The 12,048-nt window shown below is 38.6% G+C and carries 11 protein-coding genes and 1 pseudogene; 5 read left to right on the forward strand and 7 right to left on the reverse strand.

Annotation, left to right across the window (positions count from 1 at the left end; translation table 11 throughout):
* Positions 1-31: 31 nt before the first annotated feature.
* The 4 genes from menB to JFU23_RS12260 form a co-directional block, all read right to left on the reverse strand.
* Positions 32-850: a 1,4-dihydroxy-2-naphthoyl-CoA synthase gene (gene menB / locus JFU23_RS12245; protein WP_002089233.1), complete on the reverse strand. Its 819-nt coding sequence runs from the start codon at positions 848-850 to the stop codon at positions 32-34.
* A gap of 68 nt (positions 851-918) precedes the next feature.
* Entirely contained in the window at positions 919-1,731 is an 813-nt protein-coding gene (gene menH, locus JFU23_RS12250) for a 2-succinyl-6-hydroxy-2,4-cyclohexadiene-1-carboxylate synthase (protein WP_201031997.1), read from the reverse strand.
* Positions 1,728-3,482, reverse strand: a complete 1,755-nt coding sequence (gene menD / locus JFU23_RS12255) for a 2-succinyl-5-enolpyruvyl-6-hydroxy-3-cyclohexene-1-carboxylic-acid synthase (protein ID WP_201031998.1) — start codon at positions 3,480-3,482, stop codon at positions 1,728-1,730. The genes menH and menD overlap by 4 nt, the downstream gene beginning before the upstream one ends.
* On the reverse strand, positions 3,479-4,873 hold the full coding sequence (locus JFU23_RS12260; protein ID WP_201031999.1) for an isochorismate synthase: 1,395 nt from the start codon (positions 4,871-4,873) through the stop codon (positions 3,479-3,481). The genes menD and JFU23_RS12260 overlap by 4 nt, the downstream gene beginning before the upstream one ends.
* Positions 4,874-5,066: 193 nt before the next feature.
* Between JFU23_RS12260 and JFU23_RS12265 the strand changes: the two genes are divergently transcribed.
* Positions 5,067-6,020, forward strand: coding sequence for a 1,4-dihydroxy-2-naphthoate polyprenyltransferase (locus JFU23_RS12265; RefSeq protein ID WP_002015811.1), 954 nt, complete (start codon positions 5,067-5,069; stop codon positions 6,018-6,020).
* Positions 6,021-6,144: 124 nt separating this feature from the next.
* Positions 6,145-6,876 (forward strand): yteA family sporulation protein, encoded by a 732-nt coding sequence (locus tag JFU23_RS12270; RefSeq protein ID WP_201032000.1) that lies wholly within the window; start codon positions 6,145-6,147, stop codon positions 6,874-6,876.
* A gap of 43 nt (positions 6,877-6,919) precedes the next feature.
* On the opposite strand, the gene cspD is transcribed toward JFU23_RS12270, so the two are convergent.
* Positions 6,920-7,120: a cold-shock protein CspD gene (gene cspD / locus JFU23_RS12275; RefSeq protein WP_001193051.1), complete on the reverse strand. Its 201-nt coding sequence runs from the start codon at positions 7,118-7,120 to the stop codon at positions 6,920-6,922.
* Between the two features lie 321 nt (positions 7,121-7,441).
* Between cspD and JFU23_RS12280 the strand changes: the two genes are divergently transcribed.
* Entirely contained in the window at positions 7,442-8,224 is a 783-nt protein-coding gene (locus JFU23_RS12280; protein ID WP_002015806.1) for a TIGR00266 family protein, read from the forward strand.
* Positions 8,225-8,303: 79 nt separating this feature from the next.
* Here JFU23_RS12280 and JFU23_RS12285 read toward each other — a convergent pair.
* A pseudogene (locus tag JFU23_RS12285) lies at positions 8,304-8,390 on the reverse strand (MerR family DNA-binding transcriptional regulator); the annotation flags it as partial.
* Positions 8,391-8,532: 142 nt separating this feature from the next.
* Here JFU23_RS12285 and JFU23_RS12290 point away from each other — a divergent pair.
* Together JFU23_RS12290 and JFU23_RS30935 are read left to right on the forward strand one after the other, a co-directional pair.
* Positions 8,533-9,255, forward strand: coding sequence for a lipase family protein (locus JFU23_RS12290; RefSeq protein WP_002034520.1), 723 nt, complete (start codon positions 8,533-8,535; stop codon positions 9,253-9,255).
* Positions 9,256-9,331: 76 nt separating this feature from the next.
* Entirely contained in the window at positions 9,332-9,466 is a 135-nt protein-coding gene (locus JFU23_RS30935) for a hypothetical protein (RefSeq protein WP_000911070.1), read from the forward strand.
* A gap of 157 nt (positions 9,467-9,623) precedes the next feature.
* Here the strand turns inward: JFU23_RS30935 and glgP are convergent, their stop codons facing one another.
* Positions 9,624-12,032: a glycogen phosphorylase gene (gene glgP, locus JFU23_RS12295; RefSeq protein WP_201032001.1), complete on the reverse strand. Its 2,409-nt coding sequence runs from the start codon at positions 12,030-12,032 to the stop codon at positions 9,624-9,626.
* Positions 12,033-12,048 lie beyond the last annotated feature (16 nt).

A 12,048-nucleotide genomic window follows, 5' to 3' on the forward strand; every position in this document is an offset into this window, starting at 1 on the left:
TGTGTGCGAGCCGCTTCCGCTTTTGGTTTGATCACGGGAAACGAGGGAATTGACCGAAGTCCGGAGTGCGTTTTTCTTTGAACGCGTCGCGGCCTTCTTTTGCTTCGTCAGTTGTGTAGTACAATAACGTTGCGTCTCCAGCTAGTTGTTGAATACCAGCTAAACCGTCTGTGTCTGCGTTGAATGCAGCTTTTAGGAAACGAAGTGCCATTGGGCTGTTTGCTAAAATTTCTTGTGACCATTGTACTGTTTCTGCTTCAAGTTCTTCTAATGGTACTACTGTGTTTACTAAGCCCATATCAAGTGCTTCTTGTGCACTATATTGACGGCATAGGTACCAAATTTCACGAGCTTTCTTATGGCCTACCATACGAGCTAAATAACCAGCTCCGTATCCACCGTCAAAGCTTCCTACTTTAGGACCTGTTTGTCCGAATACAGCGTTGTCTGCAGCGATTGTTAAGTCACATACGATATGAAGTACGTGTCCACCACCGATTGCATAACCTGCTACCATTGCGATAACCGGTTTAGGGATTGCGCGAATTAGACGTTGTAAGTCTAATACGTTTAAACGTGGGATTTGGTCGTCACCTACATAGCCACCATGACCGCGAACTTTTTGGTCGCCGCCAGAACAGAATGCACGTCCACCTTCACCTGTTAAAATGATAACGCCAACATTTGCATCATCACGAGCGTGTGCAAAAGCATTGATTAACTCCATTACCGTTTTAGGACGGAATGCATTATGTACTTCAGGGCGGTTAATCGAAATCTTTGCGATGCCATTGTATGTTGAATAAATAATATCTTCGTAATTGCCTTCTTTTACCCATTCAATAGTCATTACTATTACCTCCTTTTATATTTCTGATCTCCGCTATAAGTGCAACTTCCTTCTTGCTGAAAAAAGTATCACTGCATAGTTTTTAGAAATCCCTTTACTATTGTATCAAACTTTTCCGGTTGTTCCACATGAATTGCATGGCCAGCCCCATCAATTTTGACAAATTTCGCATGAGGGATGCATTTTTTGATGTTTTTTAATAGGCGAAAGAACTTTTCATCGCTTTCTCCATTCATTAAAAGGACAGGCATTTTTAGGTTTTGCAATTCGTTCCACCATGAAGGCTGAGCCCCTGTTCCCATGCCGCGAAGACTATTTGCAAGTCCTTTTGGATTATTAGCAAGTCGTTCTTTTCGCACCGCTTCTTTTACGTTTTGCACTAAACGTTTTTGCGTTTCAAATAGCGGAATATTTTCCCACATCGATACAAAACTTCGGATGCCTTCTTGCTCAATTTTATCGGCAAGTCGTTCATCTTTTTCCTTGCGTTCTTTTCGCTCCTTTGCACTCTCAAGTCCAGCTGTACAGTTTTCTAAAAGAAGCGAACGCACATATTCTGGATATAAGCATGCCATCGTAATCGCAAGTCTACCACCCATTGAATAGCCAAGTACATGTGCATTTTCAATATGAAGATGATCCAGTAGTTCTTTCATTTGCAGCGCCACATTTTGAATATCATAATGCGTCACATCTTCAGGACTTTCCGTTTTCCCGTGTCCAACAATGTCTACTAGAATGACTTGAAACTGCTCGCTCCAAGAAGGAATAAAGGAACCCCACGTTTCCATGCTTCCCGTAAAACCATGAAGAAGTAGAAGTGGTTCCCCGCTTCCGGCTACTTCATATTCATACGATACACCTTGCAATGTTACTTTCATTTTGATTCACCTTGCAAAGATGTAGTAATAACGTCCATTGTTTTTGCCCATAGTTCACGATGTAATTTCAAGTTTTCTTCGCGATTCGTACAAATTTCCACAACATGTAATCCATTCGTTTTCGTTCCAGTTTGTACTTCTTCTCGGAAGTTTTCCCAACCATTTACACGGCTAAATGAACCACCATACATTTTGACAACATGTTCATAATCAAGCCCAATTGGTGTTCCAAATAATGATTCGAAATGTTCCTTTTTCTCGTATTGTGGTAAGAATGAGAAAATACCTCCACCATCATTATTTACAACAACAATCGTTATATTTAACTCATGTAGTTTCGCGGCTAATAGTCCGTTTAAATCGTGATAAAATGATAAATCACCGATTACTAATACGAGCGGATCACAAATAATACTCGCTCCTAAAGCTGTTGAAATGATTCCATCAATACCATTTACACCGCGGTTCGCCATTACTTGAATGTTTTTATCCGATGTGAAGAAAAATGAATCGGTATCGCGAATTGGCATACTATTACTCGCAAATAACGTTGCCCCTTCTGGTAATACACGTACAATATCCGTAACTACTTTTCCTTCAAACGCCGTTTCATATGTTTCCATCTCACGAAGCGTTTCTCTCGTTTTCTCGTTTATATGTTTCCACATTCCGAACCAATCATTCTTTTTCATAACTGGCATTTTCTCTAGTAATGCTCTGCAAAATTCACTGTCACTAGCTTGTACAACTTCTGTCGCAACTAGAGCTGGATCTCTCCATTGTCCAGATTCATCAACAACGATATGAACAGCTTTCGTTTGTTTTTTAATGAACTGCGTTAATGCTTTAGAGACAGGCATTCCTCCGAAACGAATTAAAACATTCGGCTTCCACGTTTCTTTTAACAATTCATTTCGTAAAAATGTATCGTAACAATCTATAACCATCGTTTTATCATGATTACCACTACGGAGGTTAGAAAGTGGATCTGCTAAAATTGGATACCCTGTTTTCTCAGCTACTTTCATAACAACTTCTGTTATTTCTGGATGACTGCCGTCTCCACAAATAATAAGCCCCTTTTCCATATGTGAAAGGCGCCCTACAAGAGAATCTACATATTCACTCGGCATCGTCACGTTCCCTTGCTGAACTACTCCTGTATATTCACCACGCCCTTTATCCCATAAACTTTCTAATGAGAAATCCGGTATAAGCGGCTCGCGAACTGGAAAATTAAGATGAACAGGTCCTTGCGGCGCTAGAAGTGCGCTTGCTATCGTACGCTGCGTTGTCATTCGAGCGTAATGATACATTGCTTCACTCGCTTCAGGAAGTGCCATCTCTGTAAATTGCTTCACAAAAGTACCGTATAAATTAAATTGATTCATCGCCTGTGGTGCACCCACATCTCTTAATTCATGCGGTCTATCCGCTGTTAATACGATAAGCGGCACTCGTGAATGAAACGCTTCACATACAGCTGGATAATAGTTCGCTGCTGCCGTCCCTGACGTACATAATAGCGCAACAGGACGTTTTTTTGCTTTCGCAATACCGAGCGCAAAAAATCCTGCTGATCTTTCGTCTACATGTAAATATGTTTTCATTCCTTCATGTTGTTCCATTAGTAAGGCAATCGGCGTTGACCGTGAGCCAGGACTAATGACAACATCACATACATTTAGACGCGTCAGTTCGTCCACGAACGCGCCTAAATAATATGATAATGCTTCTATATGATTGTTCATTTCATTAATTCCTCCAAAGCACCAAGCATCGGTCTAAACTTCAAACTTGTTTCTTCATATTCAAGCTGCGCTACTGAATCAATTACGATACCACAGCCGGCAAACAAGGATGCCTTCTCGCCATTTAATAATCCGCAGCGAAGTGCAACCGCAAATTCACCATTTCCTTCATCATCTATAAAGCCAATTGGTGCACCATATAATCCTCTATCTAAAAGCTCTACATCACGAATTAATTTCAACGCCTCATGACGAGGTGTACCACCAAGAGCTGGTGTTGGATGTAATTCTTCTACCATCGTTAAAAGACTTGCATCACCTTTTGCTTCTACTGGCGTATATAAATGGATTAAATTTTTCGTCGTTAATAAGCCTGGGCTCTCCGGAATATTAACAGATTCGCAATGCTCACTTAGCACACCTCGAATCATGTTAACTACATAACCGTGTTCAGCCAAATTCTTTTCATCATGAAGAAGCGTCTCACCATTTTGTTTACTTTCTTCTATAGAATTGCCATGACCAATTGAACCAGCAAGGCACATCGATGTGAACTTCTCGCCTTCTTTTCGAATCAATCGCTCAGGTGTCGCCCCTAAGAAGCATGCTCCTTTATAATCAAAAGAAAATACGTAACAATCCGGTTGCCCAATGCTAAGCGCTTCTAAAACAAGAACGGAATCAATATGCTGATCCATCGTTAATTTTAGCTCCCTTGCTAATACAACCTTCTGCACGTTCCCTTGCTTCATTTCATGCTGCACTTTTCCAATCGCGTTCATCCAGCCACTCGGATCAACTTCTACTTTAGAAGTAACTGTTAATTTTGATCCTACTAGTGCACATTTACTCTCTTGTAAAATTCTCTCTTCTACAGAAATAATTTCGTTATAAAGAGTTTCTGCACAATCTTCAGCTGAAACGAACTGATTAATCGTTAACCACGCCTTTTCATTTTTTACAGTTAATAAAAATGCTGGTAGTGAAAATGTGGTATCATCAAATTCTTTCCAAAGATTCGTTTTTTCTTTTTCTTGGTCAAATGAAAATCCACCAAATAAAAGAGGACCTGTTCCAAATTCGTATCCTTCTCTTTGTACGAATGCTTTCTCCTTTACTTGATCCCACTCGTCACGAGCAGTTTGAAAGCGTTTGTGAGAAGAATTTGCTATAGTGAAAACAGAGCCAATTCCAGCAAATATTACATGCTGAGCTGGGTCTGCAAAATAACATCTATTTTCGAATGCGATCCTTTTTCCTGCTGCATAAAACAGAAGTGGATCCACCCAATCTATTTGTTTTACAAAACTAACTAATGTTTTTTCATCAGTCGTACGCTTAATAGCTGTAACAAGAACTTCTTGTAAGCCTTTTCGTTTCGTTTGAATCACAATTGTCTCCCCTCTATGGGCGAAAAATAGTCATAATTACGCTTGATTTTAAGATACACCTCAAAGGAAAGGCCTGTCAACGTTTAGCATTTCTGAGAAATTCACCTTCTCTTCCTAGAAAATAAACGTTGACACTAAATGATGCTTTTTCTACACTTAATTGTGTACAATATGTGACCAAGGAGGATTCAACATGGAAATGAACGTCGAAACGAATTCCTCTCCTACGGCGCCAAAGCCAAGTAAACAAACAGGCTGGCGAATTTGGTGGAGTTTATTACGTCCCCATACATTAACAGCAGCTTTCGTTCCTGTTTTCATCGGAACAGCTTTTGCAATGCAGGTCGGAGGTATAAATCAAATACATCTTCCTCTTTTCTTTATGATGCTTCTTGCTTGCCTTCTCATTCAAGCAGCAACGAACATGTTTAATGAATACTTTGATTATAAAAGAGGACTCGATCATGAAGGTTCAGTTGGAATCGGAGGTGCTATCGTCCGCGATGGCATTAAACCAAAAACCGTGCTTAACTTAGCATTCGGATTTTTAGGCATTGCAACGCTATTAGGTGTTTATATTTGTATGAACTCTAGCTGGTGGCTTGCTGCAATCGGTCTTGTTTGTATGGCCGTTGCTTACCTTTACACTGGTGGCCCCATTCCAATTGCGTACACACCATTTGGAGAGCTAACAGCAGGATTATTTATGGGTGTCATTATTATTGGTATTTCATTCTTTATCCAAACAGGCGCAGTAACATCAGAAGTGATTTTATTATCTATTCCAAGCTCCATTTTAATTGGTGCAATTCTACTATCTAACAATATTCGTGATTTAGATGGTGATAAAGAAAATGGTCGTAAAACGTTAGCAATTCTCGTTGGACGCGAAAGAGCCGTTGGTGTACTTGCTTCTATGTTTATCGTTGCCTACATTTGGACAATCGCTTTAATCATCGTTAACATCGTATCACCATGGATGCTTATCGTATTCTTAAGTGTACCGAAAGCATTTAAAGCGACGAAAGGCTTTATCGGCAAAAGCATTCCAATGGAAATGGTACCTGCGATGATTTCAACAGCAAAAACAAATACAATTTTCGGTCTCCTAATGGGAATCGGATTATTGCTTGGATACTTCCTATAGAAAGGAGCTGCTTATGCGGCTCCTTTTTTCATATACCGACTTCCCGGCTGAAATTCATCTCATAATTCCTACTCTCAACGCTCATACTATGTAAAGAAACTGAATTGTAGGAAGGTGGACGACTATGTTAACTCCACAACAAATAAATCAATTTAAATCTATTCTAGAAAAACAACAGCAAGAAGTTGAACAAACGATACAAACTCATGAAGATGAAAACCGTGCATCTGAACGTGATTCAGTAGGAGAATTGTCTAGCTATGACAACCATCCAGGTGATATGGCTACAGAATTGTACGAACGTGAGAAAGATTTCGGACTCATCGAATTTTGGCATAAACAGTTAGAAGATACGAAACATGCTCTGCAAAAAATTGAAGCTGGTACGTACGGAATTTGCGAAGTGTCTGGTGAGGAAATTCCATTTGAAAGATTAGAAGCAATGCCAACTGCTACAACGTGTATTCAGCACACTACAAATAAATTAGATATGAAGGCGCGCCCAGTTGAAGAAGAGGTGCTAAATTCTTCTTTTCATAAGCACGACGAAGATCATTCTGTAGAGTACGATGCTGAAGATGCTTGGCAAGACGTCGCAAATTACGGAACATCAGAAACACCATCCGATTTAGAAAGACAGGATTCAAAAAACTATAATGGCATGTACGTAAATAGTGAAGAAAATGTTGGGTATGTAGAGGATTTCGAAAACTTTATCGGAACAGATATGTATGGAAAAAACCCACAAGTTTTCGCAACAGAAGAACATGAAGAATATGAACAATTGCTTGATGACTTTGAAGAACGCACCTTTAAAGGTGAATTATCTTCAGATGAGTCTGGTTCTAAAGCATAAAAAAAGCATTCCGAAATTCGGAATGCTTTTTTTCGCTAGCTAATTAGTTTTTTGTAACGTTAGCTGCTTGTGGTCCGCGGTTTCCATCAACGATTTCGAAAGAAACTTCTTGACCTTCTTCTAAAGTTTTGAAGCCGTCGCCTTGAATAGCTGAGAAATGTACGAATACGTCTTCTCCGCCTTCAACTTCGATGAAGCCAAAACCTTTTTCGCCGTTAAACCATTTAACTTTACCTGTTTGCATGTCATGTACCTCCTAAATAAAAATGAAACTATGAATCCACATGAAAAGGTGGATATAAAGGACATGAATGTATAACAAGCTTACAGCCTTTAATACAACGTGCTTTATTTCCGTACCACATTATGTAGCTCAATAGTGTTTTCACTATATCATGCTATATCAAAAACGTCAAATGAGAACACTTTCGTCCCATCGTTTTTTATAATTCTAGTATAACCTTAAATTTTCATTCTATTTTTATTCAAAAATTAATAAAACTACAGTATTCTAATTCCTTTGATTTCTGTACAATATAATTACTACATATGATGAGGTGAAAAAATGCAAGCACATGAAATCGAGTATAAATTATATGGCGATGATATGCAGTTTGTTGAAATTGAATTGGATCCAGAAGAAAGCGTTGTCGCAGAGGCTGGCGCAATGATGATGATGGAAGATCATATCGAAATGGAAACGATTTTCGGTGATGGTTCTGGACCATCTAATGGTCTATTCGGTAAATTAATGGGCGCAGGTAAACGTCTCGTTACGGGTGAAAGTATGTTTATGACTGTATTTACAAATACAGGTCATGGCAAACGACACGTATCATTCGCCGCTCCTTATCCTGGAAAAATTATTCCTGTTGATTTAACAGAATATCAAGGAAAAGTAGTCTGCCAAAAAGATGCATTTCTTTGTGCCGCAAAAGGTGTTTCTATCGGAATTGAGTTTACTAAAAAAATAGGAACTGGTTTCTTCGGGGGTGAAGGTTTCATCATGCAGAAACTTGAAGGTGATGGTCTAGCTTTCATGCATGCAGGCGGAACTGTATATAAGCGTGAATTGAAACCTGGCGAGAAACTTCGCATTGATACAGGTTGTCTCGTTGCAATGACGAAAGATGTTAACTACGATGTTCAATTCGTTGGAAAAGTAAAAACGGCTCTATTTGGCGGCGAAGGTTTATTCTTCGCAACGCTAGAAGGTCCTGGAACGGTTTGGATTCAGTCCTTAACACTTAGCCGCTTAGCAGCACGTCTTACAAGCCCAGCAGCTCAAAACAGCGGTGAAGGTAGCGTTTTAGGCGGACTTGGTCGCCTTTTAGATGGGAAAGAGTAAAACACTAAAAACAGATAGTGCCCTTCATAGGGAACTATCTGTTTATTTTTGACTGTATAAACCATTTTTAATCATGTAATATTCCATCGTAATACTGTAGTGTTCGTATTGATATACCTGTTCTCTTTGAAAACTCACCAATTGAATAGCCTTCCTTTTTGCTCATCCTACACTCCTCCTAACAATATGTTTACAAAAATCATACTCCCTCACGTAACTGTAGGTTCAAGCCTTTTTTCAAAAAAGAATGAATCAAGTCCCTCACTGCATATATTGAACTATACCTTTTCTTAAGGAGGGCTTGCTTGATGCGTACTCCTTTATCCTTTGATAAAGATACTGCCATATTGTTAGCATCTTGTTGTGAGTTAACGTATGAACAATATAAACAAAATGGGATTTTTGAAATACCTGATGGATTCCAATATGTACAAGGCTTTCAAGGAAAAGCGATTCAAACGATGGAATGGTTTGGGTTCATATTAGAATCTGAAGATACGATTATTGTAGCTTTTAGAGGCACACAAACAGATACAGATTGGATTATCGATTCACTCGTCAACCAAAGACCATACCCATACGCTTTAAATAGCGGAAATGTTCATAACGGCTTTCTTTCAATTTATGAATCTTGCCGGGATTCTATTATGGATATGCTCGTGTCATTACCAGCCCATAAGAAACTTCTTGCAACAGGCCATAGCTTAGGCGGCGCGCTCGCCACACTACATATACTCGATGCGCGTATCAACACCGCCTTCGCACAGTACGGTCTTTATACATTTGCCTCTCCCAAAGTGGGCGATATTGTATTTCGTAATTATTATAAACTACAAGTAGCTAGTAGCTTTCGCTTTGTTAATTTATTTGATGTCGTTCCTCTTCTCCCTCCGCGCAATGTCCATTTTAATGAACAAGACTGGGAATATGCACATGTTCATCACAACATGACTTTTACAAAAAACACAAAATCTATTACAAATAATCATGCCATGACAACATACAAAACATGTCTGACTTCTCATTTTTAACCAGGTAATGATTGGAAACCCTATATCCTTATACTATAATAATATATGAAGTTATTTTTGGATGAGGGGACCTTACATGCTAAAATTTATCTTTGCACTTTTTCTAATTGTAATTTTTACGTTTACAGGTTTCTTTACATTTTCATACTTTGCGACGGGAGAATATGATGGAACAGGTATCATATATACCGCTATCCCATTTCTTTCTTAAGCAAAAAAAGAAAACCGAGCTTAATGAGATTAAGCTCGGTTTTTTAAGTGATTATATTCCTCTTTTAAAAGTGAATACACTTTAGCGTCCCTATACGTATTATTCATTTTTACACTTTGTCTCCATGAATAAAAGTCCCTTCAAAAGGGACTTTCACTTAATACTGTGTAACCGCATTACCAATACTCCAAATCTCATTACTATACTGTAAAATCGTTCGATCACTCGCAAAATGACCAGACTGTGCAATATTTAAAATCGACATTTCTAGCCACTTCGTTCGGTTTTCATACGCTCTACCAACAGCTTCTTGCCTTTCCGCATATGGACCAAAATCTCGCAGAACGAAGTATTCATCATTTTGAATTACGAGAGAATCATAAATCGCTTCAAATTCAGCTCCCGAATGTGCAAAGAAACCATTCGTTAACTGATCTACTACTTTTTTAATATGCATATTGTGGTGATAATAATCACTTGCACGATATCCACCATTTTGATAGTAATGAAGAACCTCTTCCGCTGTTAAACCAAAAATGAAACAGTTATCATCACCGACCCGGTCTTTTATTTCAACATTAGCTCCGTCTAACGTTCCGAGTGTAATCGCACCATTCATCATAAATTTCATATTCCCTGTTCCTGATGCTTCTTTACTCGCAGTTGAAATTTGCTCACTCACATCCGCAGCTGGGAATATATCTTCCGCTAAAGACACTCGATAGTTTTCTAGAAAGATAACTTTCATATATTGGCTTACGTACGGATCATTATTTACTTTCCTTGCGAGTTCATTGATTAATTTAATAATTTTTTTCGCATAGTAATAGCCAGGTGATGCTTTCGCTCCAAAGATAAAAGTGCGCGGATAAAATGTAAAACTAGCATCCTCTTTCAAACGGTTATACAAATATAAAATATGAAGAACGTTTAATAGTTGTCGTTTGTAAGCATGTAGTCTTTTTACTTGCACATCAAAAATAGAATTAGGATCAATTGTAATCCCCATTTTATTATGAATACGCTCCGCTAAAATCTCTTTACGCTCTTGTTTTACCTCTGCAAATTTCTCTTGGAAACTCGCATCGTGTTGAACTGTTTGCAGCGCTTGAAGCTTAATCGGTTCTTTCTTCCACTCTGTTCCAATCGCCTCTGAAATCAGGTTTGTCAGCTGCGGATTCGCCTTCATTAACCAACGTCTATGAGCGATTCCATTCGTTTTATTATTAAACTTATCTGGATAAAACTCATAAAACAATCGCATTTCACGTTGCTTTAAAATTTCCGTATGAATTTTTGCTACACCATTTACGCTATGGCTACCGACAATTGCTAAATGAGCCATTTTCACAAGATCATGCGCAATAATCGCCATCTCTTCAATACGATGCCATTCATATGGATAACGTCCCCAAAGTTCATGACAGAAACGTTCATTAATCTCTTCAATAATCATATAAATTCTCGGTAATAACGGTTTAAAAATGTGAATTGGCCACTTCTCAAGCGCTTCTGATAACGTCGTATGATTCGTATAAGAAATCGTTTGTGTCGTTATGTGCCATGCTTCTTCCCATGCTAGTTTTTCTTCATCTAATAAAATACGCATTAGTTCTGGAATCGCCAAAACTGGATGTGTATCATTAATATGAATCGCAATTTTCTCATGTAATTGACGAAGGTCACCATATCTTTCTCTATGCATACGAACGATATTTTGCAAACTTGCTGATACGAGGAAATACTGTTGCTTCAAACGAAGTATTTTCCCCTCATCATGCGTATCATCTGGATATAAAAACTCCGATACAGCCTCTGTTTCACGCTTATATTTCAAAATATCTTTGCAATTTTGCGGGAAAGGAACTGGTTCAGCATTCCAAAGTCTGAGTGTATTTACAGTACTCGTCTCATAACCTACTACTGGAACGTCATATGGTACTGCCATAATCACTTCTGCATTCGTATGCCTGAACTCTAAACGCCCATCAATGTATAGCGGTTCAACATTACCGAAATAACTTACTTCTACAGCTTGATCATGCCTTCTTACTTCCCATACGTTTTCATGAAGAAGCCACTGTTCTGGAAATTCAACTTGATAACCATCAACAATTTTTTGATCAAATAAGCCGTGTTTGTAACGAATTCCACAGCCATGACCTGGTAAGTTTAAAGATGCAAGTGAATCAAGGAAACAGGCTGCTAATCGTCCAAGTCCACCATTTCCAAGACCTGCATCTGCTTCCACCTCTTCTAATTGTTGCAAAGAAATCCCAAGCTCAGAAAGTCCTTGTTCACATACATCCCTGATGCCTAAATTTAATATGTTACTTCCAAGCAAACGCCCAAGTAAAAACTCAATGGATAAGTAATACATTTGCTTTTGCTCTCCAGACCGATAACTTTCGTTCGTTGCAATCCATTGACTATTCATATACTCACGTACCATGTACCCAAGCGTATTGTATTGATCACGAGTTGTAGAGTCTTTAAAACTTTTACCATACATCGTCTCTAACTTTTCTAGAAAAGCTGATTTGAAACTTTCAACATGAGTAAACATTTCTTCACCACCTACA

It is taken from the genome of Bacillus sp. TH50, assembly GCF_016650565.1.
Taxonomy (GTDB): Bacteria; Bacillota; Bacilli; order Bacillales; family Bacillaceae_G; genus Bacillus_A; species Bacillus_A mycoides.